Source organism: Myxococcus sp. SDU36 (assembly GCF_030168875.1).
GTDB classification, from domain to species: Bacteria; Myxococcota; Myxococcia; order Myxococcales; family Myxococcaceae; genus Myxococcus; species Myxococcus vastator.
Window position 1 is genome coordinate 5,525,080 of sequence record NZ_CP077414.1, and the last position, 26,630, is coordinate 5,551,709.

24 protein-coding genes are annotated in these 26,630 nt (G+C 71.1%); 10 read left to right on the forward strand and 14 right to left on the reverse strand.

Features of this window, described 5'->3' with window-relative positions; all coding sequences use genetic code 11:
• Positions 1–113: 113 nt before the first annotated feature.
• On the forward strand, positions 114–716 hold the full coding sequence (locus KGD87_RS22095; RefSeq protein WP_284662366.1) for an imm11 family protein: 603 nt from the start codon (positions 114–116) through the stop codon (positions 714–716).
• 46 nt (positions 717–762) lie between these two features.
• Complete coding sequence (locus KGD87_RS22100; RefSeq protein ID WP_284662367.1) at positions 763–1,506, forward strand: Imm49 family immunity protein; 744 nt, start codon at positions 763–765, stop codon at positions 1,504–1,506.
• A gap of 8 nt (positions 1,507–1,514) precedes the next feature.
• Here KGD87_RS22100 and KGD87_RS22105 read toward each other — a convergent pair whose 3' ends face one another.
• A complete protein-coding gene (locus KGD87_RS22105; RefSeq protein WP_284662368.1) occupies positions 1,515–4,043 on the reverse strand; it encodes a TIGR02270 family protein in 2,529 nt (842 codons plus the stop codon).
• A 119-nt stretch (positions 4,044–4,162) separates the two neighbouring features.
• Positions 4,163–5,482 (reverse strand): response regulator, encoded by a 1,320-nt coding sequence (locus KGD87_RS22110; RefSeq protein WP_284662369.1) that lies wholly within the window; start codon positions 5,480–5,482, stop codon positions 4,163–4,165.
• Between the two features lie 114 nt (positions 5,483–5,596).
• Between KGD87_RS22110 and KGD87_RS22115 the strand changes: the two genes are divergently transcribed.
• The 6 genes from KGD87_RS22115 to KGD87_RS22140 all read left to right on the forward strand — a co-directional run bounded on the left by KGD87_RS22115 (position 5,597) and on the right by KGD87_RS22140 (position 12,094).
• The gene (locus KGD87_RS22115) at positions 5,597–5,947 is read left to right on the forward strand and encodes an MXAN_6627.5 family MYXO-CTERM protein (RefSeq protein ID WP_205507593.1); all 351 of its coding nucleotides are present in this window, start codon (positions 5,597–5,599) and stop codon (positions 5,945–5,947) included.
• A 10-nt stretch (positions 5,948–5,957) separates the two neighbouring features.
• Complete coding sequence (locus KGD87_RS22120; protein WP_284662371.1) at positions 5,958–7,001, forward strand: class I SAM-dependent methyltransferase; 1,044 nt, start codon at positions 5,958–5,960, stop codon at positions 6,999–7,001.
• A gap of 111 nt (positions 7,002–7,112) precedes the next feature.
• Entirely contained in the window at positions 7,113–8,558 is a 1,446-nt protein-coding gene (locus KGD87_RS22125) for a UbiA family prenyltransferase (protein ID WP_284662372.1), read from the forward strand.
• Positions 8,559–8,571: 13 nt separating this feature from the next.
• The gene (locus tag KGD87_RS22130) at positions 8,572–9,942 is read left to right on the forward strand and encodes an FAD-binding oxidoreductase (protein WP_176409999.1); all 1,371 of its coding nucleotides are present in this window, start codon (positions 8,572–8,574) and stop codon (positions 9,940–9,942) included.
• Positions 9,939–10,676 (forward strand): SDR family oxidoreductase, encoded by a 738-nt coding sequence (locus KGD87_RS22135; RefSeq protein ID WP_284662373.1) that lies wholly within the window; start codon positions 9,939–9,941, stop codon positions 10,674–10,676. The genes KGD87_RS22130 and KGD87_RS22135 overlap by 4 nt, the downstream gene beginning before the upstream one ends.
• Before the next feature lie 62 nt (positions 10,677–10,738).
• A complete protein-coding gene (locus KGD87_RS22140; RefSeq protein WP_284662374.1) occupies positions 10,739–12,094 on the forward strand; it encodes a DoxX family membrane protein in 1,356 nt (451 codons plus the stop codon).
• Position 12,095: 1 nt separating this feature from the next.
• Here the strand turns inward: KGD87_RS22140 and KGD87_RS22145 are convergent, their stop codons facing one another.
• From KGD87_RS22145 to modA, 11 genes are all read right to left on the reverse strand, one after another.
• Complete coding sequence (locus KGD87_RS22145) at positions 12,096–13,133, reverse strand: MBL fold metallo-hydrolase (RefSeq protein ID WP_284662375.1); 1,038 nt, start codon at positions 13,131–13,133, stop codon at positions 12,096–12,098.
• A gap of 145 nt (positions 13,134–13,278) precedes the next feature.
• Positions 13,279–14,376 carry an NAD(P)/FAD-dependent oxidoreductase gene (locus KGD87_RS22150; RefSeq protein ID WP_284662376.1) on the reverse strand — a complete coding sequence of 366 codons (1,098 nt, stop codon included), beginning with the start codon at positions 14,374–14,376 and terminating at the stop codon, positions 13,279–13,281.
• Between the two features lie 67 nt (positions 14,377–14,443).
• Entirely contained in the window at positions 14,444–16,222 is a 1,779-nt protein-coding gene (locus tag KGD87_RS22155) for a fatty acyl-AMP ligase (protein WP_284662377.1), read from the reverse strand.
• Complete coding sequence (locus KGD87_RS22160) at positions 16,219–16,500, reverse strand: acyl carrier protein (RefSeq protein WP_176415703.1); 282 nt, start codon at positions 16,498–16,500, stop codon at positions 16,219–16,221. Before KGD87_RS22160 ends, KGD87_RS22155 begins: the two co-directional genes overlap by 4 nt.
• On the reverse strand, positions 16,493–17,068 hold the full coding sequence (locus KGD87_RS22165; protein WP_284662378.1) for an isoprenylcysteine carboxyl methyltransferase family protein: 576 nt from the start codon (positions 17,066–17,068) through the stop codon (positions 16,493–16,495). The genes KGD87_RS22160 and KGD87_RS22165 overlap by 8 nt, the downstream gene beginning before the upstream one ends.
• The gene (locus KGD87_RS22170) at positions 17,062–18,144 is read right to left on the reverse strand and encodes a type III polyketide synthase (RefSeq protein ID WP_176415701.1); all 1,083 of its coding nucleotides are present in this window, start codon (positions 18,142–18,144) and stop codon (positions 17,062–17,064) included. The genes KGD87_RS22165 and KGD87_RS22170 overlap by 7 nt, the downstream gene beginning before the upstream one ends.
• A gap of 175 nt (positions 18,145–18,319) precedes the next feature.
• Positions 18,320–19,864 carry an MXAN_6640 family putative metalloprotease gene (locus tag KGD87_RS22175; protein WP_284662380.1) on the reverse strand — a complete coding sequence of 515 codons (1,545 nt, stop codon included), beginning with the start codon at positions 19,862–19,864 and terminating at the stop codon, positions 18,320–18,322.
• Positions 19,861–20,817 carry an HmuY family protein gene (locus KGD87_RS22180; protein WP_284662381.1) on the reverse strand — a complete coding sequence of 319 codons (957 nt, stop codon included), beginning with the start codon at positions 20,815–20,817 and terminating at the stop codon, positions 19,861–19,863. The genes KGD87_RS22175 and KGD87_RS22180 overlap by 4 nt, the downstream gene beginning before the upstream one ends.
• A gap of 359 nt (positions 20,818–21,176) precedes the next feature.
• Positions 21,177–22,247: a molybdenum ABC transporter ATP-binding protein gene (gene modC, locus KGD87_RS22185; RefSeq protein ID WP_284662382.1), complete on the reverse strand. Its 1,071-nt coding sequence runs from the start codon at positions 22,245–22,247 to the stop codon at positions 21,177–21,179.
• Positions 22,244–22,897 (reverse strand): molybdate ABC transporter permease subunit, encoded by a 654-nt coding sequence (modB, locus tag KGD87_RS22190; RefSeq protein WP_284662384.1) that lies wholly within the window; start codon positions 22,895–22,897, stop codon positions 22,244–22,246. Before modB ends, modC begins: the two co-directional genes overlap by 4 nt.
• 20 nt (positions 22,898–22,917) lie before the next feature.
• Positions 22,918–23,676 (reverse strand): molybdate ABC transporter substrate-binding protein, encoded by a 759-nt coding sequence (gene modA / locus KGD87_RS22195; protein WP_284662385.1) that lies wholly within the window; start codon positions 23,674–23,676, stop codon positions 22,918–22,920.
• Positions 23,677–23,772: 96 nt separating this feature from the next.
• Here modA and KGD87_RS22200 point away from each other — a divergent pair, with 96 nt between their 5' ends.
• Together KGD87_RS22200 and KGD87_RS22205 are read left to right on the forward strand one after the other, a co-directional pair.
• Positions 23,773–24,294: a MarR family winged helix-turn-helix transcriptional regulator gene (locus KGD87_RS22200; RefSeq protein ID WP_284662386.1), complete on the forward strand. Its 522-nt coding sequence runs from the start codon at positions 23,773–23,775 to the stop codon at positions 24,292–24,294.
• 117 nt (positions 24,295–24,411) lie between these two features.
• The gene (locus KGD87_RS22205; protein WP_284662387.1) at positions 24,412–25,950 is read left to right on the forward strand and encodes a trypsin-like peptidase domain-containing protein; all 1,539 of its coding nucleotides are present in this window, start codon (positions 24,412–24,414) and stop codon (positions 25,948–25,950) included.
• On the opposite strand, the gene KGD87_RS22210 is transcribed toward KGD87_RS22205, so the two are convergent.
• Positions 25,931–26,572: a YdcF family protein gene (locus KGD87_RS22210; protein ID WP_284662388.1), complete on the reverse strand. Its 642-nt coding sequence runs from the start codon at positions 26,570–26,572 to the stop codon at positions 25,931–25,933. The genes KGD87_RS22205 and KGD87_RS22210 overlap by 20 nt on opposite strands.
• Positions 26,573–26,630 lie beyond the last annotated feature (58 nt).

Sequence of the window (26,630 nt, forward strand, 5' to 3'; positions counted from 1 at the left end):
CCAGCGGTGTCGCGCGACTCGGAGTGCCACCGCTTGACTCCCCACGCGTGGGGAGTCATCAGCTCCGAAGAAGCTGGGCATCGCGAAGAAGCGCTGAAGTGGAGCGGATTGCCGTGAGCTACTACCCCTGGGTGCACGACGACGAGGACGAGTCCTTCGCGTGGCTGGACGCTTCCCGCAAGGAAGAACTGGATGGGCGCGGCTACCTCCTCTCGGAAGGCGTCCGCTGTGCGGAATGGTTCCCGAAGGGCCTTGTCTTCGACTTATCGAAGGAGCGGGGCAGCACGCTGACGGACAGCATCCCGAACTCGTTCGGAATGCGGGTGGTCTCCGAAAAGCTCAAGGGCATCCTGGAGCAGGAGACGCCAGCGGATTCCATCGAATACCTGCCCATTCGCCTCCGGACGCCCCGCAGGAAAGTCCTCACCACGCCGTATTACATCGCCAACGTGCTGGGGACGGTCGCGTGCATGGATGCGAAGAAGTCCGACTTCGACATGAACGACATCCTGAAGAATCAGGTGCTGTATTTCCGGCGCTTGGTCCTCAATGAGAAGAAGATTCCCAAGGACGTGAAGCTCTTCAGGCTCGCGGAGCAGACCAGGCTCATCCTGGTTCGTGGAGACCTGGGCAAGCGACTCGTGGACGAAGACTGCCTGGGCGTGTTGATTCAGGAACTGGAGGACTTCGGCTCCGAGTTCCGCGAGCGGGCCTGAGCCGTGCTCTCACCTTGAGGCTGGAACAGTCAGCGGGAGCTCGTCGATGCTGAAGATGGACTTCATTCGCGAGAATGCTTTTTTTGCGGTCGAAGAGCTGGAGAAGGGGCTGAAGCAGCCGCTCACCGCGCTCCAGCGAGAGACGCTGCTGACGCGCCTCTCCACATACCTTCGCATCGCCGCCATCAGCACCTTGCTGGTGGATGCGGACGTGCCCGCCTTCAGGAGGTGCCTGCGTCAGTCCGCCACCGCCCGCAGGGATTTGCTGGCCGAAGCCCAGGCGCGTTCAGATGCGACTCCAGGGCGGTTTGCGTGTGCCAGCCGCATGGAGCCGCTGTTCGATGCGCTCGCCGCTGGCGAGGCCGGTCTGGCGCAGGACATCGCCCGGCATTCGCCCCGCCAATGGTCGGAGAAGGACGAGTTTGAGGATGACTTCCGTTACGCGGACTTCCTCCACGAGCTCCTGCTCGCGGGAACCCAGGGGCTCTCCGCGGGGGCCGAGCGTGCCCTCGCCGCTTTCCAGCAGTGCTCCGCCGACACGGGGTCCACGCGGCTCGCCGTGTGCGAAGCCCTCGCCTCAGCGGACCAGGACGCGTTCGACCTGGCGCTGGAAGAGTTGCTGGTCGAGCGGGCCCAGGAGTTCAAGGACGCGGGCGTGCCGTCCCACCCAGAGCGCTTCCAGACCGAGCGCCACCTCTTCGTCGAGGGCCTGGCCCTGCTCCGGCTGGCCGAGGGCCGTCAACTGCGGACCCACCCCGAGTACCGGATGCTCCCTCGGCTCGCGCGCTGAAGCCCGCCTCAGCGCGCGGAGGGCGGGCGCAGGTGGAAGGCCGCCCGCTCCCCGTTCCATCCCCAGAGCCAGGTCAGGACGCCGGACGTGGGCAGGTAGCCCCTCGCGAACCCGCGCGCCGCCATGCAGACCGCGAAGGCACCGGTCGCTGCGCCCAGCCCTCCCCACACATCCGCGGGATACCAGGTGACAGCCTCCTTCAAGGGCACGCTGTCCAGGCGTAGCTGCGCGTAGCCCCAGTCCTGGGCTCGGGGCACGGTGCCGTCGAGGTCCGCGATGACGAGCCCCGTCGTCTGGCCACGGTCCTCGAGGCGCCCAAGCACCTCCGCGATGACGGACGCCAAGGCCACGCCGACGTGTGGCTTGCCTGCGAACAGGTGTCCGGGTTCGGAGGACACCGCCATGGCGTCGACGTAGGCGACGGCCGGCGTACCCCGGCGAGAGGCCGCGTCCGCGCGCTCCAGGAGCACGAAGGCCGCGCCCTCGCCAGGCATCAGCCCGGTGGGCCGCTCGCGCGTCTTCAGCATCCGGAGCGCGTCCAGGGCCTCCAGCCACTCGGGTTCGACGATGCTGTCGATGCCTCCCACGATGCATCGGTCCAGCGCGCCGGACCTCAGCGCGCGTTCCGCGGCACGGAGGGCCGTGACGAAGCCGGGCGAGTCTCCAAAGAAGACAGCTTGCTGGGTGATGCCCCCTGGCACGGCGGCCTGCGCGAGCAGCCGGGGCAGCAGTGTCTCGGCGTAGCGTTCGCGAAGCGCCTCGGCGAGCAGCGGCGTTTCGTCGAAATCAGAGGCGGTGTCGGTGTCCGCGGCCTCGCCGTCTGGCTCCGTCTCTTCGCTGGCGGCATCGCGCTCCTGGCGCTCCGCTGCCTCCAGGAGGAAGCCGCTGGGAAGGTTGAGGAAGATGCCCGTGCGCGGCCCCGCTTGCATGCCGGAGTGGTGTTGGAGGTCCGCCAGGGCAGCCGTCCCCAGCCGTACCAGGCGCCCCACGCCCGCGTACCCTTGCGTGAGATGCGGGATGGCATGCCCCGTCACGGGGAGCGACTCACCCGAGTCCTCGTCCACGAAGGTGAGGTCCTCGAGCGCGTCTGGGCGGGCCACGCCCACGCGAGCAGCCGCGCAGCTCCCCACCACGCCATCGCCCAGCGACGACACCATCCCGAGGCCCGTGATGGCGAGCGCACCCGGTGGAGGCGGGCGCTGCAAGACCCCGCGCTGGAAGAGCGCGTCTGCTTGAACGGGGGACTCGTCGACCAGGACGGCCGAGGGCGAGAAGGCGCGGAACGGCCCCAGCGGCAAGCGTCCTTGCAAGCCCGCCTTCGCGGCCTGGAGTGTCTTCCATTGCCTCGGGGCCCAATCGCGGACGCGGAGCTGGAATGCGCCCTGGCTCCGGATGGCCAGCTCGAGCGCCAGCGCTGAGCGTCTGCGCAGGGGGCCCGTCATCAGGGCGTCGAGGAGCGTTTCAGCGCCAAAGGGCTTCCCGCCGAGGTAGCGGACCTGGGGCGAGAAGTCCTTCTGGGCTTGCCGCCACCAGTGCGCCACGGCTTCCGGCGCGGGCACGGGAAGGGCGTGCTCCGGGCCCAGGGGCGGCGCCTCTTCATCTTCGGGCGTGTCGGGGGTCCAGGGCTCCGCCTCCGAAGCGAAGGGCCCGGTGAGGACGAGGCCGGTGATGGCGCAAAAGGCCTCCGCGGCCACCTGTGCGACTGCGTCGTCCTTCATGGCCTCCAGGAGCGGCCCCACGGCGGCGACGCGCCCGCTGAGCCCCAGCGCCCAGAGCGCCGCCTTGCGCAGCGCGGGATCCTCAATCGCCTTCAGGAGCAGGTCCAACTCTTGAGGGTCTCCCCCCATCGCGAGGAGCGCCGCGGAAGGTCCCCAGCCTGCCTCCTTGCGACGGACGGCATCGACACAACCGGTCCATGCGGAGGCGTGGCCCAGACGCAAGGCTGTCTCCAGCGCCGTGTTGCGCACCTCCGCGTCGCTGGACTCCAGCGCCCGTTGGAGCGCGGCGCGTTCCAGCCGGGACGGGAAGCGCCGTGCGGCGCGCAGCCCCGCCTGGGCCAGTGCGCTGTCCTTCGACGTGACGGCCTCATCCAGGCTTCGGGAGGGCGCCGTCCCCCACGCCGTCAGGATGTCGAGCACCCGCGCCTGCACGGCGGGGGCGCCTTCGTCGAGCAAGGCGAGGAGCTGGGGAACAGCGCGAGGGCTCGGGTGGAGCTCCAGCGCCCATGCGGCTCCCTGGCTCGAAGGATGGGCGTCGTCCGCCAGCGTGGAGCGCACGGCGCCGAGGTGCTCCTGTCCGGGCTGCGACAAGAGGACGCTGACGGCACAGGCCACCTGCTCCGGCTCGTCCGACGACAGCGCCGGCAGCAACAACTCCCGGGTGACCCGGGGACCACCGAGCTGCAACGCATCAAGGCACGCGAGCAGCCGTTGCTCGGGCCCCGCTTGGAGCTCCTCCAGGGAATAGTCGGGGGCGAGGAGCCCCTGCTCACGCAGCGTCCAGAAGAAGGCCGCGTCCGCGAGGAAGTCCCTGGCCATGTCCATCCGAATGGAGGCGTCGTGCCGCTCGGAGGGAGGGGGGCGACCGGGAGGAGGTGACATCGTGGCGCGCTGTCAGATGGGGAGAAGGACCCGCGCGGGGACGGACAGCGCGGCGGCTAGCTGCGCTTGTCCAGGATGCCCAGCGACATCATCGCCACCAGGAAGCCGTAGACGACGTGCTCGGGGCGGTTGGCGAAGGCCAGCAGCTCCGCCACGGTGCGGTTGCCGTCAATCTTCGGCAGCAGCTCCGCCTCCCACCGCTCCAGCTCCACTTCGTTGAGCTGGTAGGCCGGAGCCACGGCGGGGATGAGGCGGTCCTCCGGCTGGAGCAGGCGCCGCAGGCGCTCCGGCTTGTAGAGCTTCTTGATGCCCCGGACGATGAGGTTGGCCGGGTGCAGGTCCAGCTTGATGGACTCCGCGCTCGCCTTCTCCCGGAAGCTCAGCACGTATGAGCCTTCATCCCACGCGAAGAGCGAATAGATGACGGCCTTCACCTGCTGGCCCACGTAGTAGAGGCGCTCGGTGTCCTTGAGCAGCCCGCGCTCCACCAGCACGTCGCCGGTGCGGCGGTTGGACTGCGCGGCCACCGCGGACGCGTCCTGGAGCTGCTCTGGCTTGATTTTGCCCACGCGCACCAGGAACTGGCCGAAGCGGTCCGCGAGCAGGTTGGAGAGGGCGAACACCGGCGTGCCCTTCTCGAAGTAGACGACCTTCTTCACCTTGCCCTTCTGCACGCCCAGCTCACCCGTCTCACGGGAGAGGTAGAAGGCGGTGAGGAGCGAGGGCAGGTTGTCCCGGATTTCACCACGGCGGCTGCCCGGCGCGCCCACGGGCGGCGGGTCTGGCGGACGGCCCGGCGTGGGCGGGCGCACCTGGGTGGCCGGCACCTTCTGCATGGGGCTGGCCGTGAGGTTGGCGCCGCGAATCTCCGCCGTGATGTTGCCGCCGCCCGTCACCTTGATGCGGCCGGTCAGCTCCATGGCGTCCTGCGGGCCCTCCTCCTCCACATCGATGTCCAGCTCCACCTCGAAGGCGTCCTGGAGCGACGCGGCCGAAGCGGCGGGCTTCTCCGGAGGCAGCACCTTCGTCATCGCCTCGAGCAGCTTCTGGGCCTCGAAGGGCTTCTCGAAGTAGCCGGCGGCCTGGTACTTGGTGCGCGACTCGACGGCGTGCTTGCCACCCTTGAAGACGCCGGTGATGAAGAGGAGCGGGAGCTGGGGGTTGTCCTTCCGCAGCGCGTCCGCGAGGTGGTAACCCATCATGTCGGGCAGCAGGATGTCGAGCACGGCCGCCGCCGGAGGCTGGGCCTTGGCCAGCTCCACCGCCTGCTTGCCGCGGCTCGCACCCAGGACCTCGTAGCCCGCCTCCTCGAAGAGCTGCGTGAGGAGGGACAACAGCTCCTGATTGTCATCGACGACGAGGATTCGGGGTGCCATCGCGGGGCGTACCGTACCAGATGCGAAGGGACGGGTCAGACAATCTGCCCCCGGGTGCTCCAGCCACCGCGGAGGATGCATCCGTCACTCCAGCCGGTTAGGGTGACGGCCCCGATGTCTCCCTTCCGTTCCCACCTGCGCCGCCTGCTGGCCTGCCTTCCCCTCCTGCTGCCGCTGGGGGCCCTGGCCCAATCCGACGGTGGACTCGACGCGGGCCTCCCCGACGCCTCCGTGGGCGAGGGCGGCGCGGACCGGGACAACCCCGAGGGAGACGACAGTACAGGCAGGGTGAATACGTCCTGCCGTAGCACCCGGGATTGCTCCCCCCGCTTCACCTGCGATGACGGGCGCTGTCGCTACACTGGCGTGCGCCAGGCAGACCAGCAAGGCTGCGTGCTGGGTGCCCAGGCCGCGCTCGTCGTCGTGGGCCTGGCCGCCGTGGCTGGGTACAGACGCAGGCGTTAGGAGCACACGCATGAGGCTGGGGCTCAAGGCGGACAACCTGCTGGAGCGCGTGGCGGACTGGTTCAACCTGGCCCCACAGCCGGTGGCCCAGGCCTTCTTCGGGATGATGGCGTCGCGCACGCTGATGGCCGGCGCGCGGCTGGGCGTCTATGAGGCCCTGACGGACGGGCCGGTGTCGGCGGAGACGCTGGCCGAGCGGCTGAAGCTGTCCCAGGAGGGCACTCGCACGCTGCTGGAGGCCCTGATCGCCTGCGAGGCCGTGGAGCGGCAGCGCGGTGGACGCTACCGGCTGGCCCCGCGCGCCCGGCGCTGGTTGGACCCGCGCTCGCCCCGCTACGTGGGCGCCTTCCTGGAGTTCAACTACGCCCAGTGGGACTGGTGGAACGGGCTGGAGGGCGTGGTGCGCACCGGTCAGGCGGTGGACATCCACGGCTTCGCGCCCGACGACGCGCGATGGCGCGACTACATCCACGCCATGCACCAGTTGGCGCGGCTGGCGGCCCCGGAGGTCGCGGCGGCCATCCCCCTGCCCCGTGGTGCGAAGCAGGTGTTGGACCTGGGCGGCGCGCACGGCTGGTTCGCCGCCGAGCTGTGTCTGCGCAACCGGGGCCTGAAGGCCACGGTGTTGGATTTGGAAGGCAGCGCCCGCGTGGGCCGGGAAATCATCGCCTCGGCGGGGCTGAGCCACCTCGTCACCCACCACGAGGGCGACATCCTCACCGCGGAGCTGGGCGGCCCGTATGACGGGGTGATGCTCTTCCAGGTGATGCACCACCTGTCCCCCGCACAGAACGTGGCCCTGCTGCGGCGGGTGCGCGCCTCGCTGGCGCCCCGGGGGACGCTGGCGGTGCTGGAGTATCTGCGTGAGAGTGTCGACACGCCCACCAGCGCGGCGCCTTTGATTGGCTTGCACTACTTCCTCACCTCCGGCGCGGCCGCCTACACGCCCGCCGAGGTGGAGGGCTTCCTGGACGATGCGGGCTTTCGCATCGAGAACAGCCGCCCCATCCGGCACCTGCCCTTGCAGACGCTTTTGGTGGCTCGGCTGGACTGAGCGTCCACCCGTCCGCTGTTCTGGCGTGCCTGCCCTGAGGTGGCCTGCCCACGCGGGAGACGTCTGCGCTACCCTGCCCGCCCTTTGACGGCTTCCGTCACACCGTTGCCCATGCTTCCCCAAACGCCCCTTCCCGAGGACTCTCCGGACGTACCGCTCGCCGTCGACCTCGACGGGACGCTGGTGCGCACGGACACGCTGCACGAGAACCTGCTGGTCCTCTTCAAGCGTGCCCCCTGGCTGCTGCTGCTGGCCCCCTTCTGGGTGCTCAAGGGCAAGGCCTTCTTCAAGGCGGAGGTGGCCCGGCGCGCGGCGCTGGACGCGGCCAGCCTGCCCTACCACGACGAACTCCTGGCGTACCTGCGCGAGGAGAAGGCCCGAGGCCGCCGGCTGGTGCTGGCCACCGCGGCGGACCGGCGCATCGCCGAAGCCGTGGCCGCGCACCTGGGCCTCTTCTCCGACGTCGTCGCCAGCGAAGCGACGGTGAACCTGTCCGGCGCGCGCAAGCTGGCGAAGCTGAAGGCGCTGCTGGGCACCTTCGACTACGCGGGCAACGACACGGTGGACCTGCCCTTGTGGCGTGAGTGCCGCCGCATCGTCGTGGTCCACGCGCCGGCCGGGGTGCTGAAGCAAGCCCGGAGCCTGGGCCGCGAAGTCCACCGCGTCTTCGAGCGCCCCGCCACCCACCTCCGCACCTGGGTGAAGGCGCTGCGCGTGCATCAGTGGGCGAAGAACGCGCTCGTCTTCGTGCCGCTGCTGGCCGCCCACAAGGCCACCGAGCCGGACAAGCTGCTCCAGGCGCTGCTGGGCTTCGCGGCCTTCAGCCTGTGCGCCTCCAGCGTGTACGTGCTGAACGACCTGCTGGACCTGGACTCCGACCGGCGCCACCCGACGAAGAAGCAGCGCCCCTTCGCGGCCTGCACGCTGCCGGTGAGCACCGGCGTCATGCTGGCCCCCGTGCTGCTGCTGGCCGGCGCCGCGGTGTGCCTGCTGCTGCCGCCCGCCTTCGCCGCCCTGCTGGGCACCTACTACGTGCTGACGCTGGCCTACTCGCTGCGGCTGAAGCAGGTGGTGATGCTGGACGTGCTGGTGCTGGCCGGGCTGTACACGGTGCGCATCTTCGGCGGCGCGCTGGCGGTCAACGTGCCCACGTCCAGTTGGCTGATGATGTTCAGCATGTTCCTCTTCCTCTCGCTCGCGCTGGTGAAGCGCCTGAGCGAGGTCCGGCGGCTGAGGCAGTCCAACGAGACGTCCGCGCATGGCCGTGGCTACCTGGCCCAGGACTACGAGCAGCTCGCCAGCCTGGGCGCGGCCTCGGGACAGGTGTCCGTGCTGGTGCTGGCGCTCTACATCACCTCCGACGAAGTGACGGCGCTGTACGCCCACCCCGAGCGGCTGTGGCTCATCTGCCCGGTGATGCTGTACTGGGTGGGCCGGGTGTGGCTGCTGGCCCACCGCGGGCTGGTGAACGAGGACCCGCTCGTCTTCGCCCTGAGGGACCGGGTGAGCTACGCGGTAGGCCTCGTGTGCGCGTTGGTGCTATGGGCCGCCACGTGAGAGGGCTGGCGCGATGAAGTCACGGGAGTCCTGGGGGCGTTACCCCCAAGTCGAACAACAGACGCACGCCCTGGTGTGGCGCACGGACGCGCTGCCCACGAAGGACGGCAGCCTGCTGCCCCACGGCCTGGGGCGCAGCTATGGCGACTCGTGCCTCAACGCGGAGGGCACGCTGCTGCTCACCACGGGATTGGACCGCTTCATCGCCTTCGACCCGGCCACGGGCGTGGTCCGCTGCGAGGCGGGCGTGTCGCTGGACACGATTCTGCGCCTGGCCGCGCCGCGCGGCTGGTTCCTGCCGGTGACGCCGGGCACCAAGTTCGTGACGGTGGGCGGCGCCATCGCCAACGACGTGCACGGGAAGAACCACCACCGGGGTGGCACCTTCGGCCGCTACGTGCGGCGCTTCGAATTGCTGCGCTCGGACGGCAGCCGCCGGGTGTGCGCGCCGGACGAGAATCCGGACTGGTACGGCGCGACGATTGGTGGCCTGGGTCTCACCGGGCTCGTCACCTGGGCCGAGGTGCAGCTCAAGCCCATCAGCAACCCGTACGTGCTTCAGGAGACGGTGCCCTTCGGAAACCTGGAGGGGTTCCTCGACGTGGCCCGCGCGTCGGAGAAGGACTACGAGTTCACCATGGCGTGGGTGGACTGCCTGGCCCGGGGCAAGAAGCTGGGACGGGGGCTCCTGTACCGGGGCAACTTCGCGCCGCCGCAGTTCGACGGGCTGCCGCTGGCCAAGAGCCACCTGTCGCATGGCGTGGGGCTGGCGGTGCCCATGGACATGCCGGCCTTCTGCCTCAACCGGCTGTCGGTGTCCGCCTTCAACTGGCTCTACTACCACCGGCAGAACGGCAAGCCGAAGCAGCGGCTGACGCACTACGACCCGTTCTTCTACCCGCTGGACGCCATCTACGCGTGGAACCGCATCTATGGCCGGCGCGGCTTCCTCCAGTTCCAGTGCGTGGTGCCCTACGCCACCGCGAAGGACGCGCTGAAGGAAATCCTGGAGCGCAGCTCGCGCGGCGGACTGCCCAGCTTCCTGTCGGTGCTGAAGACGTTCGGTGACATTCCCTCTCCAGGGTGGCTGTCCTTCCCGCGCGAGGGCGTGACGCTGGCCATGGACTTCGCCAACCGCGGCGAGAAGACGTGGAAGCTGGTGGAGGACCTGGACCGGCTGACGCGGCAGGCGGGCGGCGCGGTGTACCCGGCGAAGGACGCGCGGATGAGCCCGGAGAACTTCGCGGCGTACTTCCCGCGGCGTGAGCGCTTCATGCAGTACGTGGACCCGTCGTTCTCCTCGTCGTTCTGGCGGCGGGCGAATCCGGTGTCCCTGCCCTCTTCCCTGTCTGCTGACCTTCTTTCCGAGATTCGCTCCCCATGAAGAAAGTGCTCGTCCTCGGCGCCACCAGCGCCATTGCCCAGGCGACGGTGCGGCTGTTGGCCGCGCGCGGGGCCTCGCTGTACCTGACTGGCCGCAACGCGGCGAACCTCGACGCGGTGACGAAGGACGCCGCCACGCGCGGCGCGTCCAACGTCGCGTCGCAGGTGGTGGACCTGAACGACTTCGACACCCACGAGGCGCTGGTGGAGGCCGCGTACACGGCGCTGGGCGGGCTGGACGGCGTGGTGCTGGCGCACGGCGTGCTGGGTGACCAGGCGGAGGCGCAGCGCTCGTGGACGGCGACGGAGGCGGTGCTGCGCACCAACTTCCTGAGCGCGGTGTCGCTGCTGACGGTGCTGGCCAACCGCTTCGAGGCGCAGCAGGCCGGCACGCTGGTGGTGATTTCGTCCGTGGCGGGCGACCGCGGCCGGCAGAGCAACTACGTGTACGGCGCGTCGAAGGGCGCGCTCAACGTCTTCCTCCAGGGCCTGCGCAACCGGCTGATGAAGTCCAACGTCGCGGTGGTGACGGTGAAGCCGGGCTTCGTCGACACGCCGATGACGGCGCACCTGCCGAAGAACAAGCTGTTCGCCTCGCCGGAGAAGGTGGCGCGCGGACTGCTGAGCGCCGCCGACTCGAGGAAGAACGAAGTCTACGTGCCCGGCATCTGGGCGCTCATCATGCTCATCATCCGGACCATCCCGGAGACGGTGTTCAAGCGCATGAAGCTCTGAGCAGGCGCGGGCGACTGGAAAGCACCTGGGGCGCTCCGGATAGACTGACAGGCCAGCCCACCATGAGCGCCACGGCCCCACTGCCCCCCGTCCCCGAGCCCCAGCCCACCGCGTCCGAAGCGGGCGTGACGCCTCCCGCGCCCGAAGCCTGGAGTCTCGCGCGGCGGCTGGCCTTCCGCTTCGCCTTCGCCTACCTGGTCCTCTATAACTTCCCGTTCCCCTTGGACATCATTCCAGTCCTGGGCGACTTCATCACCTCGTTCCAGGGCGAGCTCTGGAAGGTCGTGGTGCAATGGGTCGGCAAGCACGTGCTGCGGCTGTCCACGGACATCACCGTGATGCCCAACGGCAGCGGCGACACCACGTTCAACTACGTGCAGGTGCTGCTGTTCTTCGTCGTCGCCGTGGCGGTGACGGGCGTCTGGTCCGTCGTTGACCGGCGCCGCACCGAGTACGTGAAGGCCCACGACGTGCTGCACGCGAGCGTCCGGTACGTGCTCGCGATGAGCATGCTGTCCTACGGGCTGTCCAAGCTCTTCAAGTCCCAGTTTCCCTTCCCCGGCCCGGAGCGGCTGGCGCAGCCGCTGGGGGACTTCTCCCCCATGGGCCTGCTGTGGACGTTCATGGGCTTCTCGAAGGGCTACAACGTCTTCACGGGCGGCGCGGAGTTCCTGGGCGGCTGCCTGCTGCTCTTCCGGCGGACGACGACGCTGGGCGCGCTCGTCGTCGCGGGCGTCATGGTCAACGTGGTGGCGCTCAACTTCTTCTACGACGTCCCCGTCAAACTCCATTCGTCCCACCTGTTGCTGATGTCGCTGTTCCTGGTGCTGCCCGACGCCCGGCGCCTGCTCGACGTCCTGGTGCTCAACCGCGCCACTCAGCCGCGCCCGCTCCAGCCGCCCTTCCCGCCGTCACGCTGGCTGAGTGGCGCCGGGCTCGTGATGAAGGCCCTGGTGGTGGGCGGCATCGCCTACGGGTTCGTGGGCTTTCGGCTGGAGTTCATCCGCAAGTATGGGGACTCCGCGCCGCGGCCCCCGTTCTACGGCTACTACACGGTTGAATCCTTCACCCAGGACGGGCAGCGCCTGGAGGCCACGTCTGGAGACGTCCGGCGATGGAAGACGGTGGCCGTCAACCGCTTCGGCCGGATGGTCATCAAGCATCAGGATGACACCGTGAAGTCCTTCGGCCTGGAGGAGGACGCGCCGAAGAAGACGCTCACCCTCATCGACGGCCAGGACGACGCCGCGAAGAAGTTCGTGCTCGCCTACACACGCCAGGACGCGAACCAGCTCGTCCTCCAGGGCACGCTCCAGGAGGCCGCCATCGAGGTCCGCCTCACGCGCGTGGATGAGTCCCAGTTCCTCCTGCTCAGCCGGGGCTTCAACTGGATTCAGGAGTACCCCTTCAACCGCTGACTCAATCCAGCGCGGGCACGTCGCGGCCCTCGCCGAAGCCCAGGGCCCAGAAGCGCGGCCGGACGGGCTCGCGCGCCAGCAGCCACAGCAGGTGGTACTTCGCCTCGTCCTGGCCATCCAGCGCGAGCGCGAAGGTGCCGTAGTGCATGGCCACCGACGTGGCCGAGCGCAGCACCTTGTGCGCCTGGAGGGCCTCCACCGGCCCCATGTGGACCGGACGGAACGCCGTGGGCCGGTAGGCGCCAATGGGCAGCACCGACAGCCGCATGGGCCCGAAGCGCTCGGCCGTCATCGCGAAGTGGGGGCCGAAGCCCGTGTCGCCCGCGAAGAGCACCGGCCCGCCGGACGTGGAGAGGACGTAGCCCGCCCAGAGCGTCGCCGCGCTGTCGGTGAGCCCGCGATTGGAGCGGTGCTGCGCCGGCACCGCCGTCACCGTGCGGCCCGGTGCCACCTCCGTGGACTTCCACCAGTCCAGCTCCACCACATGCCGGAAGCCCTCGTCGTCCAGCAGCGCCTTGTTGCCCAGGCCCACGATGAAGCGCGGCTGGTGCGCCGCCTCCAGGCGCCGCAGCGTCGGCAGGTCCATGTGGTCGTAGTGGTTGTGGCTCACCACCACCACGTCGATGGGCGGCAGGTCCTCGAAGCGGATGCCCGGGGGCCGCACGCGCTTGGGGCCGAGGAAGGGCACCGGGCTCGGACGGTCCGAATAGATGGGGTCCGTCAGCAGGTTGAGCCCGTCCGCCTGGACGAGCACGGTGGCGTGGTTGATGAACGTCACCCGGAGCTGCCCCGGCCCCACGCGCTCCGGCGGCGGCTTGCCTGGAGGTGCGTCCTCGTAGTCCCGCCACGGGCCACGAGGCCCCTTGCGCAGCGCCTTGAAGACCTCGTCCGGACTCAGGCGCTTGACGGGCTCCAGGTTCTGGAAGTGCTCACCGTCGAAGTGCTCCGTCACCGGCCCCTGGTGCCGCGGACCGGCGAACAGGCACCCTCCGAGCCAGGGAACTCCCAACAGCAACAACACCGATGCGAGCCTCGACATGCGTGCGGCGCTCCCTGCAAGACACCTCGGCAGACAACCCGCGCGGCCCGGGCCCGAGTCCGTGTCCCAGCCCGACAGTGGACCGGGTTCAGGCCCCGCCGGCAACCGGGAATGCACGCGCCCGAAGCGGACACCGCCCCCGCGCTCACGTCACGATGGCGTGCAGGATGCGCTCGAACAGCCAGGGCGTCTTCCCCAAGAGCCGCACCACGGGGCGGCGGAGCCAGGGCCGTCGCGCCAGCATGAGCAGCGCGCCCGTCGACCACGAGTACTTGCGGAAGACCCGCTGGAAACACTGCTCGTAGGGCATCAGCGCCTCGCGCGTGGCGCCATGGACCAGCGCCTCCGGCAGCAGGTTCCCCAGCGACTCCGCGCACACGAAGGCCAGCGACAGGCCCTCTCCGGTGATGGCGTCCACGTAGCCCGCCGCGTCTCCCACCAGCGCGAAGCGGTCGGCGATGCGCGCTCGGGACACCCGGGCCAGCGGTCCCGCGCCGCGCGGCTGGGAGTCCAGCTCCGAGCCAGAGAGCCGCTCCGACAGTCTGGGGAAGCGGGCCAGCAGCGTCTCGAAGCTCACCCGCCCCTCCACCACGCCGTCCTCCCAGAGGAAGGCCAGGCCCACGCGCCGCGCGCCCGCGGGCGTCACGTAGGCCTCCACGCCCTGCGCGAAGTGAATCTCCACATAGGGCGTCCACGGTGCGAGCTGGAAGTGTCGTCGCAGGCCGAAGCGGCGCGGTCCCGTGGGCTCCACCTCCAGGCCTTCCGCGCGGCGCAGCGGTGAAGCCAGCCCGTCCGCGGCCACCAGCATGGCGGCCTCCACCGGGCCCTCGGCCGTCCGCAGCACCACACCGTCGCTGTCCCGCTGGTGGGACAACACCTGCGTGCGCTCGCGCAGCTCCACGCCCACCGTGCGCGCCCGCGACACCAGCGCCGTGGCCAGCGCCACGCGCCGCACGCCCAGCGCGCCCTGGCCCGGGAGCAGGCCCTCCGCCGTGCTGCCATCTTCCTGGACGTAGCGGATGCCCACGACGGGATGGCTGCTCTGGTCATCCAGCAGTGGCAGGACGCCCAGCCGCTCCAGCACCGCCATGCCGGGAGGCAGCAGCCCTTCGCCACAGGCCTTGTCCACCGGCGCGGTGCCGCGCTCCAGCACCACGGTGCTCAGCCCACGCAGCGTGGTGGTGATGGCCACCGCCAGCCCCGCGGGCCCTCCGCCCACCACGGCGACGTCATACCGCTTCACGGCGTGGACTCCTCCGGCACTCGCGTCCTCATGGCACGGGGCTCACGCCAACACCGCGCCCCGCGCCTCACGTGTCGCTCTCCGCGCGGACCATCGCCAGCGCGCTCCGCGCCATCTCCACCGCCAGCCCCACGGCCCCTACCTTCTTCGGCGGCGCCAGCTCCTCGGCCAGATAGCGGCGCAGCGCCTCGGCGCGGCGCAGCTTGCCGCTGGACGTGCGCGGCAACGTGCCTGGCACGAGCAGCCGCACGGTGTGAGGCCGCACGCCCGTCGTCTCCACCACCGCCGCGCGGATGCGCTCCTCGACCACGTCATCCGCGTCCTGCCCCGCGCGCTCCGCGAGGATGAGGAGCGCCTCGTCCTCGGCGCCTTCGGGCGTGAAGCCCAGCGCCACCGCGCAGCCCATGCGCACGCCCGCCACGTTCTGCAGCGGCTCCTCGAACGCCTGCGGCGCGTGGTTCGCGCCCCGGATGATGACCACGTCCTTCGCCCGGCCCGTGAGGAACAGCTCCCCCTCCGCGATGAAGCCCAGGTCGCCCGTGTCCAGCCAGCCGTCCCGCGTCAGCGTCCGGTCCGTGGCCTGCGCGTCCGCGAAGTAGCCGGCCATCAGGGACGGCCCCCGCGCGAACACCTGGCCCACGCACCGCTCCGCGAGCACCTCGCCCGTCTCGCCGCGCACCTCCACCTCGAAGCCCGCCACGGGCATGCCCACGCTCACCAACGCACGCGAGCCCTCCGTCACCCGGCCTTCCCGCGCCAGCAGCCCCGCGTCCACGCCCAGCGCGCGCGGCCCCCGTCCTTCCGGCGGGAAGGTGACGGCGAGCGACGCCTCGGACAGTCCGTACACGGGCCGCAGCGCCCGCGCGGAGAAGCCCCACCGCTCGAAGCGCTCCGAGAAGCGGCGCAGCGTGTCCATGGACACCGGCTCCGCGCCGTTGAGCGCGTGGCGCCACGACGACAAATCCACCCCTTCCAGCTCCGCGTCCTTCACCCGCTTCAAGCACAGGCCATAAGCGAAGTTGGGCGCGGGAGAGATGTAGCCCCGGTGGCGCGACAGCGCGCGGAGCCACAGCGCGGGCCGCGCGAGGAAGACCTCGGGGGGAAGCAGCACCAGGCTCCCCGGGTAGTACAGCGCGGTCAGCAGACAGCCGATGAGCCCCATGTCGTGGTACAGCGGCAGCCAGCTCACCCCCACCCGGGGCACCCCCTCCCCCAGCGGCATCGCCACCTCCAGCGCCGCGACCTGCGCCAGCAGCGCCTCGTGCGTCAGCATCACTGGCTTCGGGTCCACCGTGGAGCCGGACGAGAACTGGATGAGCCCCAGCGCTTCGGGCCGCACGGGGGCCTCCAGCGCGTCGTCTCCTCGCGACACGTCATCCACCGTGTGGCAGCCCAGCCGGGGACGCGCGCGCTCCACGCTGGGCCCCAGCAGCAGCCGCACGCGAGCGTCCGTCAACACCATCACCGAGCCCGTCACCTGGAGCATCCGCGAGGTCGCCCGGTGGTACTCCTCCAGCCGCCCCAGCCGCACCGGCGGGTACAGCGGCACCGGCACCGCGCCGGCGAGCAACGTGCCGAAGAAGGCGTCCATGAAGGCCGGCGACGTGGGCAGCAGCAACGCCACCCGGTCGCCCTCGCGCACGCCCAGCCGTGCCAGCCCCGCGGCGGTGCGCTTCGCCCGTCGGGACACGTCCGCCCAGGACATGAACACCTCGCGCTCGGACGCATCCACGAAGGTGAGCCCCAGCGGCGACGAGCGCCCGGTGTCCGCGAGCGCCGCGTTCACCGTCAGGTGCCTGGGCGGAGGCAACGCCGGGCCCACCAGTCGCGCGCCAGCATCCTTCACGGCAGGGCCTCCTCCGGCAGGGGCTCCACCGGAGCCGCGACTCGCTGCGCCACCAGCTTCGCCAAATCTCCCACCGTGCGCACGCCCTGCGCGTCCTCTTCGGACAGGCGGATGCGGAAGCGGTTCTCCAGCCCCACCGCCAGCACCGTGAGGCCCAGGCTGTCCAACTGGAGGTCGCGTATCAGGTCCTGCGAGGGCTCCACCTCGCCCTTCCACTCCAGCTCTTCGGTGACGATGCGGTGAATCTCCGTCATGACCTCCAGTTCGCGTTCAGCCACGTGGCACCTCCGGAATGAAACGAGGGCGATGGGAGAACGCCTGCGCGTACACCTCACCCAGCGCCGCCTCTTCCGCGCGGATTCGCACGTAGAGCAGCGCCGCGTTGCCCACTGAGAAGACCAGCGCCGTCCACCATGCCCCGTGGATGAGCGGCACGCACGCCAACTCCAACACCACCGCGACATAGTTGGGGTGGCGCAGGAAGCGATAGGGCCCGCCCGTCACCGGCGCCAGCCCCGGCACCACGATGATGCGCGAGTTCCACCGGTCGCCCAGCGTGGCGATGGCCCAGTACCGCAGCCCCTGCGCCACCACCGCGCCCGTCAGCGCCGCCCAGCCCCACGCGCCCGGGAAGCCGCGCCGCAGCAGGAACACCTCCGCCACGCACGCCACCAGGAACAGCGTGTGGAACACCACCATGAAGCGGTAGTGCCGCTGCCCCGTCTCCACCCCGCCGCGCGCGAAGGCCCGGGCGGCGTTGCGCTTGGAGAGCACCAGCTCCACCAGCCGCTCCACGACGAGCGCGGCCATGAAGCCCAGGAAGAGGGCCTGCGTGGAGGTCACCATCGCAGCAGCACCATCTCCGCGCCGAAGCCCGGGCCCATGGCCATCATCACGCCCCACTCCCCCGGCCGCGCGCGGACGGACTCCAGCGTCTCGCCGAGCACGAAGAGCACCGACGCGGAGGAGAGGTTGCCCACCTCGCGCAGCGAGGCCCACGAGCGCTCCAGCGTCGAGGGCGCCAGCTCCAGCGCCTCCTCGAAGGCCTCCAGCACCTTGGGCCCGCCGGTGTGCGCCACCCAGTGCCGGATGTCTTCGCGCTTCAGCCCGTGCTGCGCGAGGAAGCCATCCACGTTGCCCCGGATGTGGTCCTTCACGAGCCCCGGCACCTTCGCGGACAGCACTACCTTGAAGCCGGTGTCCACCACGTCCCAGCCCATGATGCGCTCGGTGTCCGGGTAGAACACGGAGCGCGACGCCACCACCCGCGGCCCTCGTGCGCCCGGAGCAGCCGCGCCGCGGAGCACCGCGCACGCCGCGCCGTCACCGAAGAGGCCGGACGCGATGATGTTCGGAATGGACAGGTCCTCGCGCTGCAACGTGAGCGAGCACAGCTCCACGGCGATGACGAGCGCGGTGTGCTCCGGGAAGCCGCGCAGGTAGTCCGCCGCACGGGCAACCCCCGCCGCGCCCGCCACGCATCCCAGACCGAAGAGCGGCGTGCGCTTGAAGTCCTCGCGGAAGCGCACGCGGTTGGCCAGCCGCGCGTCGATGCTCGGCGTGGCGATGCCCGTCACGGTGACGAAGAAGACGTGGTCCACCTCCCCGGGCGTGAGCTCCGCCGCGTCCAGGGCCTGGCGCACCACCGTCTCACCCAGCTCCGTGGCCGAGCGGATCCAGGCGTCATTGCGCTGCTGGAATGTCACCAGCGGTGGGTAGGCCTCCAGGGGCAACGCCAGGTGCCGGCCCCCCACCTGGACGGCGCGGTGCAGGTCCTCCAGCCGCTCCAGGTTGAAGTGGCGCGTGGCCCACAGCTCGCGGAACGCGGCGATGAGCTGCTCCTGACTGGCGTAGTGCGGCGGGAGTGCCCGCCCCACGGCACGGATGGAGGGCGAGCGGTCCTGGCCTGAGGCACTGAGCATGACGTTCCCGAATCATTCGCGTCGGTGGAGAGTGGACGCTTAATCGGAGATAGCGTCCAACGCGATATGGGATGTTCCAGCTGACGCCTCCCGCACGGACCGCGCCTGTCCGACTGTCACGCGCATGACGCACACGGTCGTCGCGGCCGGCGCAGCCCTGGGGAACGAACCCTGCTCAACGCCGGATGAAGGCCGCCACGCACAACAGGACCAGCACCCACGTCAGCCCGCCCGGTGCCGACGAACAGCCGCCCTCGTCGCCCCCACCGTCCAGGTCTCCTCCTGGACCTGCGTCCACACCGCCATCCGGCTCACCGCCCACGCCACCGTCCAGGTCGACCCCACCGTCCGGGTCGGGCGGTGGCACGGTGGCGCAGGGCGCGCCGGAGTCCTCCCCGGAGATGCACAGCCGCCCATAGCGGCCCAGGCCTTCGCGCCGTCCGTCCACCACGGCGACGATGACGTGCGTGGCGTCCTCGGCGTCCACGCGAGCGGCCAGCGCCCCCACGCCGTCGGCGCGCGCGACGCGCAGCACCTGCGTCGGCGTCACGGCGGCCACCAGCAGGTGGGCGCCGGGAGCGTCCTCCCCCTCCGTCGGCTCGAAGGAGGCGGAGACGGAAGACGCTCCACCTTCCACCTCGAAGTAGCGCGTCGACGCGGCCGCCACCCGTACGGACGGCTCCGACACCGGCAGCGTGCGCGGCGCGACGGTCAGCGGCGCGTAGCCCGCGCTGTTCTCATACCCCGCGCGCTGTGCCCGGCGCGGTCCGGTGGCCAGGTTCCACAGGGCGAACTCCGCGAAGGCGGTGTCGAAGTCAGCGCCCCAGTCGCGCTGCAGCGCCGTCTCCACCAGCACCGGCCAGCGGACCGACGGCGTCACGACGCTCTCCTCCCACAGCGAGCGCACCACCCCATCCCCGAAGCGCTCGCCCAGGAACTGGAAGTAGATGCTCGTGCCATAGCTGAAGGACACCGCCGGCCCCTCCGGGTCCAGCGCCAGCGTGCGGTCCGGACGCGACAGGTACGCGGCGGTGAAGCGCTCCAGGTCATCCAGCGCGGGCCGGTAGCGCTCACTGGCCCAGACCGCGGTGCCCTCCGACGCCACGCTGCCCAGGCCCGGGTGATAGGCGGCCTGCACGGCGTGGAAGAACTCGTGGCTGGCGAGGATGTCCACGGCCTCGCCGTAGGACGGGTAGCTGTAGCCCGCGAAGTCGTTCTCCTGGAGCATGTGCCCGGTGCAGCGCGACGACGCCTCCAGACAGCCGTCCAGCCGGAAGGCTCCGTCCGCGATGCCACCGAAGTCCACCAGGTACACATCGAAGCGGCCGTCACCGCCGTTGTCGCTCCCCACCCAGCCGTCATCCGGCGGCAGGCGGAAGCCCAGCCCTTCATAGAAGACGGCGACGCGGTCATACGCGGACGCGACGGTCTCCACCGCGTCCGGAACACCATTCCCGTCCGCGTCCGCCACCGGCACGGCGTTGGAACCCGAACGGGAGAAGTGGATGCGGAAGCGCCCCCCAGGGGACACCACCGACTCCACCGCCTCGCCCTCGTCGAAGCGCGGCGGCATCGCCGAGGGCGAGGTGGGGCGCGCTCCCGCTTGCAGTCCCGCTTCCCACGTCACGAACGAATCGTGCCGCTCGTGCGGTTCACGCGGGGCCTGCTGGACAGGTCCACACCCGAAAGGGATGAGCAGGAGCAGCGCCCGGAGCTTCATGGCAGGAAGGCCCACTTCACGCGGAGCTGCCCCGAGCCGCTCGGCGTCCCCGACGGCAGCTCATTCGTCGCGTTGCAGTGCTCCTGCACGGCCAGCTCGTAGTAGGACGTCACCTCGAACTTCACGTGGCGCCCGTCGGCCAGGCGGATGATGAAGACATCCCCCGTCATCCTCACGCAGCCCTGGTAGGCCCAGAAGCTGCTCAGCGCCATCGTCGGCCCGGAGAGGCCCGAGTTGTCCGGGATGAACTCGCACGTGTCGGTGTACCAGGCGTCCGACTGGAAGGTCAGGTCCGCGGGCACGGACGTCACGGTCTCGAAGCGGGTGCCCGTGGGCAGCCGCGCCACGCCAATGCAGGACGGGCCGGACGTGCCGCCGTTCACCCGGATGTAGTAACGGCGGAACGCGACGTCCCAGCCGTGGTCGCCCAGCGACGTCTGGTCGTCGATGTTGACCCGGGACAGGCCCTCGGGCGTGAAGCGGGCGTAGGTGTAGGACTGGTTCACCGTGAGGCCACCCGCGCGGGCGTCGATATACGAACGGAACTCACCCTCCGGCGCCTCCTCCTCGTACATCGCCGTCGTCGACGGCGTCGTGAGCAGGTTCAGCCGGTCGATGCTCTGCTCGCTGCAGGGCACGTCACTCTGGCACTGCGGCTCCGTGCCCGCGTCTGGCTCCGGCTCCGTGCCCGCGTCTGGCTCCGGCTCCGTGCCCGCGTCCGGCTCCGTGCCCGCGTCCGGCTCGGGCTCCGTGCCCGCGTCCGGCTCCGTGCCAGAGTCCGGCGTCGGGTTCGTCCCGGAGTCCGTCTGTCCGGCGTCCGGCACGGGGGTGGGGTCCTCTTCGGACGAACCACAGTTCACCAACAGGGCCAGCGCCATCGCCACGGCGGCCAGCACCCACAGGCCCTGCTTGCCGGCCTTCGTGTGCATCGTTTCTTCGGTGTGAGTCTTCATCAACGGCCCTCTCCCTCGGGTGGTGCGGAGCCGGAGACCACTGATGGCCAGGACAAAACGCACACGGCGCTGTGCCACTCCGGCCCCCACGCGCGGCACCATAGTTGATAACGATTCTCATATTCAATATTTGACCCGTGAAATCATCATCCGGGTGGGGCGCCCAGCCCGGAATTGACCGCGGCCCTCGCCAATCCCCTCGTGCGGTGATTCGCGAAGCGCGACGTGCGCGAGCGCTCCATCGCAGCCCGGGTGGGGCGCCCTGCCCGCGCTGGCGGCCGTTTCTCCGCGCGATGCCGCCGGAGGGTTCGCCTACCGCGGCAGCGCCGTCGCCCAGCGCGCCTGAGCCGCGCGATGAGTCAGCGCAGCCGCCGGCACGCGGACGTCTTCACCGCCAGGGACACCCGCGCGCCGGGCACCACGCCCAGCTCACGCACCGACGCGGACGTGAGCCACACCACCCAGCGCACGCCCGCCACCTCCACGGTGGCCGCGTCCTCACCCGTCGCCACGGGCTCCACGTCCACCACCGTGCCCGTCAGGACGTTGCGCGCGGAGACGCCCGTCAGCGGGTGGATGGACAGCAGGATGTCCGCGGCCGGCACGGCATAGGCCGCGCGTGTGCCCGGCACCAACGCGGGCGAGTCCGGCACCCACAGCGACACCCCTCCCTGCCCCCGAAGCCGCAGCCCGCCGCCGTCCGGGCGCTCCAGGACGCCTTCGAGGATGTTCTCCTCCCCTTCCCCTTCACCGGCGAGCAGGCCTCGCGCCGCCGCGCCCAGCACCTCGGCCGCGGGCCCGGCCGCGCGGACCTGTCCCTGGTCCAGCAGCAGCGCCTCCCGCGCCAGCACGCGCGCCTCGCCCAGTTGGTGCGTCACGTACAGCATCGGCACCCGGGCCTCGTCGCGCACGCGCAGCAGGTACGGCAGCACCCGCTCCTTCAGCGCCACGTCCAGCGCGGCGAGCGGCTCATCGAGCAGCAACAACGCCGGGTCCGTGGCCAGCGCGCGCGCCAACGCCACCCGCTGCTTCTCGCCCCCGGACAGCGTGGCCGGATAGCGGCGCAGCAGCGGCGCCAGCTCCAGAAGCTCCACGGCTTCGTCCACGCGGGAGGCCCGCCCCGGCCGCGCGCCGAAGCGCACGTTCTGCTCCGCCGTGAGGTGCGGGAAGAGCAGCGCGTCCTGGGGCACGTAGCCCATGCGGCGCTGTTCGGGCGGCACGTCGCTTCGGGCAGCGCTGTCCAGCAGCACGCGGCCCTCCAGCACCACCCGGCCCCGGGCGCCGCGCCGCAGCCCCGCGAGCACCTCCAGCAGCGACGTCTTCCCGGAGCCCGAGCGCCCCATCACCGCCACCGACGCGCCGTCCAGCCGCGTCCTCACCTCCAGCGTGAAGCGCGCCAGCGGCAACCGGATGTCCAGCTCCAGGCTCACGCGCGCACCCGTCGCCCGCGCCGCCGCGTCACCGCTTCGGTCGCGAACACCGCCACGAAGGCGAGCAGCGCCGCCACGCCCGCCAGTCGCAGCGCCTCCGCGTCCCGCCCCAGCTGCGTGCGCTGAAAGATGGCCAGGGACAGCGTCTGCGTGCGGCCGGGGATGTTGCCCGCCACCAGCACCGTGGCGCCGAACTCACCCAAGGCGCGGGAGAACGCCAGCAGCGCGCCCACCAGCACGCCGCGCCAGGCCAGCGGCAACGTCACCCGGAAGAAGGCGCGCGTGCGCGAAGCGCCCAGCGTGCGCGCCACCGCCACCAGCCGCGGGTCCACCTCCTCGAAGCCCGCGCGCGCCGAGCGCACCAGCAACGGGAACGCCATCACCGCGCTCGCCAGCACCACGGCCTTGGGCGTGAAGACGACCTCCACGCCCCACGCATCCAGCACGCGCCCCAGCGGACCGTTGCGTCCGAGCAGCTCCAGCAGCACCAGCCCCACCGCCGTGGGCGGCAGCACCAGCGGCAGCGTCAGCAGCGTCTCCACCACGCCCTTGCCCGGGCCGTCCCACCTCGCCAGTGCGTACGCCACCGCGAGCCCCGGCGGCAGGATGAGCAGCGTGGCCAGCGCCGCCACCCAGAGCGTGAAGGACACCAACCCCGTGACGCCCTCCATCAGGGAGCCCGCGCGCTGGGAACGCCGAAGCCGTGGCGTGCGAAGACCTTCCGGGCCGCGTCCGACTGAAGGAAGCGCACGAAGGCCCGCCCGGCCTCCGGCGCGCCGCCCTTCGTCAGCGCCGCCGCCGGATACACGATGCGCGGCGCGTCCCGCTCGGGCACCAGGAAGGCGACGCGCACGCGCTTCGAACGCGCCGCGTCCGTGGAATACACCACGCCCGCGTCCACGCGCCCCGTCTCCACCGCCGCCAGCGCGGCGCGCACGTCGAGCGCCGGGATGACGTTCGGCGCCACTGCCTTCCAGAGCCCCGCCTTCACCAGCCAGGCCTTCGCATACACGCCCGCGGGCACCGCCTCCGGGTCCGCCAGCGACAAGCGCTGCAGCCCACGCAACCCAGCGGGTGAGGACGGGGCCGACTTCGCGTCCACCGGCACCACCACCACCAGCCGGTTGGACAGCAGGTCCACGCGCGTCGAGCGTGCGACCAGTCCCGCCTTCTCCACCACATCCAGCTGCGCCGTGTCGGCGGAGAGGAAGACGTCCGCGGGCGCCCCGGCCACGGCCTGACGAGCGAGTCCACTGGACGCCCCCAGGGAGAACTCCACCGCGTGGCCCGTGGCCTGGGTGAAGGCCGGCGCCAGCTCCTGGAGCGCGTCCGAGGTGCTCACGGCCGAGAACACCAGCACCGTGTCGGCCTGGGCGGACACACCCGCCAGCAGCGCGGAGACGGCACACAGCAGGAACAGATGACGCATGGCGTAGCACCTCGCATGTCCGGACAGGCCGTGTCGCATTGTCGTCAGCTCAGCGTCCTTCTGGACAACAGATTGACCCGCCCATGCGGGGCCGGTATGGGATACTCCGTGTCACGGAAATTCCACAGAGAGGATGAAGACGTTTCCCCGGACGTGGAGAAGCTCCAGAGCCTGCTCCTCGCGCTGGGCCGGCGCAGCTCGCTCCGGGACCCCATCGCCAGCATGTGCGAGCAGCTCCAGTTCACGCCACCTCAGGTTCACGCCATCCTCTGGCTGGGTCAGGACGGCCCGCTCACCATGGGCGAGCTGGCGCGCCGGCTGGGTGTCACGGAGAAGACCGTCACGGGCGTGGTGGACCGGCTGGAGCGCCAGGGGCACCTGCTGCGCGAGCGCAGCGCCACCGACCGCCGCGTCGTCCACTGCCGCCTGACGGAGGACGGCCAGTCGACCTGGGAGCGGCTCGACCGCGTGGTCGTCCATGGCATGCACCAGTTCCTGGGCATCCTCGACGCGGGAGACCGCAAGGCCCTCTTCCGCATCCTGGAGAAGCTGCTGAAGCGCATGGGCGGCGCCTCGCCCACGCCGGCCACGCCCGCGCCGCGTGAGCGCACGGGCTGACAGCCGGGCCCCCGGCGGGGCCCCCGTCCTCCTGGCAGCCTGACAGGCTTCCTGCCCGGGGGGGCAGCCCCCCTGTGTCGCGCGGCGGTCGCAGCTTGCGACGGGGGGTGGAAGGTGATGACGGGACGCGCGCGCGGGGTGACGGTAGGGGTGCTGCTGGGCCTGATGGCCTGCCGGAAGGACGCGGACGAGTCGTCTCCCTCCACGGCGACCTCCGCACCGAAGCCGCCCGAGCCTCCGGCGCTGCCCGCCGGACGCGCCGTGGCGCTCGCCTCCGTCGCGCCCCTGGTGGCGTCCGTGAGTCCGGCCGTCGTCAACGTGGAGGTGCGGCTGGGCGCGCCCACGCCCGGCGAGACGACCGACACGCCCTGGGGGAGTGGTGGCCCCTCGCCTTTCGGAGGTCCGCCGTTCGACGGCATCCCTTTCGGCGACGCCCCCGAGGACCCGCTGTCTCCCTTCGAGAGTCCCTCGCCCTTCGCGCCACCGGTGCGCGAGGGCATCGGCTCCGGATTCATCATTGACGCCAAGGGGCTGGTGCTCACCAACCACCACCTCGTGGCGGACGCGGAGGCGATTCAGGTGCAGCTCGCGGACGGACGTGACCTGGAGGCGCGCGTGCTGGGCTCGGACCCGCTCACGGACGTGGCGGTGCTCCAGCTCGAACGCCTGGACGGCGGCAAGCCCTTGCCGGTGGTGCGGCTGGGAGACTCGGATGCGCTGCGCGTGGGGGACTGGGTGCTGGCCATTGGCAATCCCTTCGGCCTGACGTCCAGCACCAGCCTGGGCATCCTCGCCGCGAAGGCGCGCGACATCGCGGCGGGCCCCTTCGACGACTTCCTCCAGACGGACGCCGCCATCAACCCGGGCAACTCCGGCGGTCCGTTGTTCAACCTGCGCGGCGAGGTGGTGGGCATCAACACCGCCATCGCCGGCCAGGGCTCGGGCATTGGCTTCGCGGTGCCCAGCAACCTCGTCAAGTCGCTGCTGCCCCAGTTGGAGAGGACGGGCAGCATCACCCGGGGCTGGCTGGGGCTGATGGTGCAGGACCTGACGCCCGACCTGGGCGAGGCGCTGGGCGCGCCGGTGCAGGCGGGCGCGGTCGTCACCGACGTCACCGCGGAGACAGCGGCGGCCCAGGCCGGGCTGCGGCCAGACGACGTCATCGTCGCCGCGGATGGGCAGCCCATCGACTCGGCGGGCGCGCTCACGCGGCTGGTGGCGATGAAACCACCGGGCGCGGAGCTCACGCTCGCCCTCTACCGGGACGCGAAGAAGCGCGACGTGAAGGCGACGCTGGGCACGCGGCCCGACCTGGAAGGCGTCGCCGTGAAGGCGCCGGCCGTCGGAGGCTCGCAGCGCCCCGCCGAGCATCGCGTGGGGCTGAGCCTGATGGACATGGACCCGGCGCTGGCGGAGTCCCAGGAGCTGCCGCCCTCCGGCGCATTGGTGACGGAGGTGGCCCCCGCGTCCATGGCCGAACACGCCGGCATGCTGCCGGGCATGGTGGTGGTGGAGGCCGCGAACACGCCCGTGCACAACGCGCGGGACGTGGTGACGGCGCTGCGGAAGACGAAGCCTGGCGAGGCCGTGCTGCTCCGCGTGGCCCTGCCGGGTGGCGCGCTGGAGCTGCGCGCGCTCACGATGCCGGAGGAGTAGGCGCGCGCGCCAATAGCACGCGGGGCCGCAGGAGCAGCGCGACGGCCTCGCGCACCGTCCAATAGATGCGGTCGAACGTGTCCAGGTGGCGCGCGGTCTCCAGCGCCGGGCTGGTGGCCACCTCCCAGCCATACAGCCGGAAGGAATTGCGCGCGCGCAGCAGGTGATACGGGTCCGACACCACCACCACGCGCCGAGCGCCCAGCCCGCGCAGCACCTCGGCCGTGAGCCGGGCGTTGTCGTCGGTGGAGTGACTGCCCTCCTCCAGGACGCACGCCTCCGCCGGGACGCCCAGCCGCGTCGCCAGCGCCAGCATGGCGCGCGCCTCGGAGGGGGGATTCACGCCCACGCCGCCGGAGAAGACGAGCCGCGGGGCCACGCCGCGGTGGTACAGCGCCACCGCGTGCTCGGTGCGCGCGCGCAGCGCCCCGGAAGGCACGCCCCCGGGCAACACGCGCGCGCCCAGCACCACCAGCACGTCCGCGGGCGTGGCCTGCTCCCGCTGACCGAAACGGTCCACCACCCAGGCGAGACCGAAGACGCCACCCGTCAGCACGCCCGCGCCCACCAGCAGCAGCCGGGAGAGGCGCGCGGTGTGCGGGGTGAGTGACGTGGGCGGCACCCTCCGCACGCTAGCCTGAAGTCGTGCCCGGCGCGTGTGCGGGGGTGAGCCGCGGGCC

Coding starts and splice junctions, on each gene's coding strand:
- KGD87_RS22180 (WP_284662381.1), bottom strand. CDS start 20,817: ATGAAGACTCACACCGAAGAAACGATGCACACGAAGGCCGGCAAGCAG.
- KGD87_RS22130 (WP_176409999.1), top strand. CDS start 8,572: ATGAAGTCACGGGAGTCCTGGGGGCGTTACCCCCAAGTCGAACAACAG.
- KGD87_RS22135 (WP_284662373.1), top strand. CDS start 9,939: ATGAAGAAAGTGCTCGTCCTCGGCGCCACCAGCGCCATTGCCCAGGCG.
- KGD87_RS22165 (WP_284662378.1), bottom strand. CDS start 17,068: ATGGTGACCTCCACGCAGGCCCTCTTCCTGGGCTTCATGGCCGCGCTC.
- KGD87_RS22110 (WP_284662369.1), bottom strand. CDS start 5,482: ATGGCACCCCGAATCCTCGTCGTCGATGACAATCAGGAGCTGTTGTCC.
- KGD87_RS22125 (WP_284662372.1), top strand. CDS start 7,113: ATGCTTCCCCAAACGCCCCTTCCCGAGGACTCTCCGGACGTACCGCTC.
- KGD87_RS22105 (WP_284662368.1), bottom strand. CDS start 4,043: ATGGCCAGGGACTTCCTCGCGGACGCGGCCTTCTTCTGGACGCTGCGT.
- KGD87_RS22170 (WP_176415701.1), bottom strand. CDS start 18,144: ATGCTCAGTGCCTCAGGCCAGGACCGCTCGCCCTCCATCCGTGCCGTG.
- KGD87_RS22115 (WP_205507593.1), top strand. CDS start 5,597: ATGTCTCCCTTCCGTTCCCACCTGCGCCGCCTGCTGGCCTGCCTTCCC.
- modA (WP_284662385.1), bottom strand. CDS start 23,676: ATGCGTCATCTGTTCCTGCTGTGTGCCGTCTCCGCGCTGCTGGCGGGT.
- KGD87_RS22140 (WP_284662374.1), top strand. CDS start 10,739: ATGAGCGCCACGGCCCCACTGCCCCCCGTCCCCGAGCCCCAGCCCACC.
- KGD87_RS22120 (WP_284662371.1), top strand. CDS start 5,958: ATGAGGCTGGGGCTCAAGGCGGACAACCTGCTGGAGCGCGTGGCGGAC.
- KGD87_RS22100 (WP_284662367.1), top strand. CDS start 763: ATGCTGAAGATGGACTTCATTCGCGAGAATGCTTTTTTTGCGGTCGAA.
- KGD87_RS22145 (WP_284662375.1), bottom strand. CDS start 13,133: ATGTCGAGGCTCGCATCGGTGTTGTTGCTGTTGGGAGTTCCCTGGCTC.
- KGD87_RS22205 (WP_284662387.1), top strand. CDS start 24,412: ATGACGGGACGCGCGCGCGGGGTGACGGTAGGGGTGCTGCTGGGCCTG.
- KGD87_RS22200 (WP_284662386.1), top strand. CDS start 23,773: ATGGGATACTCCGTGTCACGGAAATTCCACAGAGAGGATGAAGACGTT.
- KGD87_RS22175 (WP_284662380.1), bottom strand. CDS start 19,864: ATGAAGCTCCGGGCGCTGCTCCTGCTCATCCCTTTCGGGTGTGGACCT.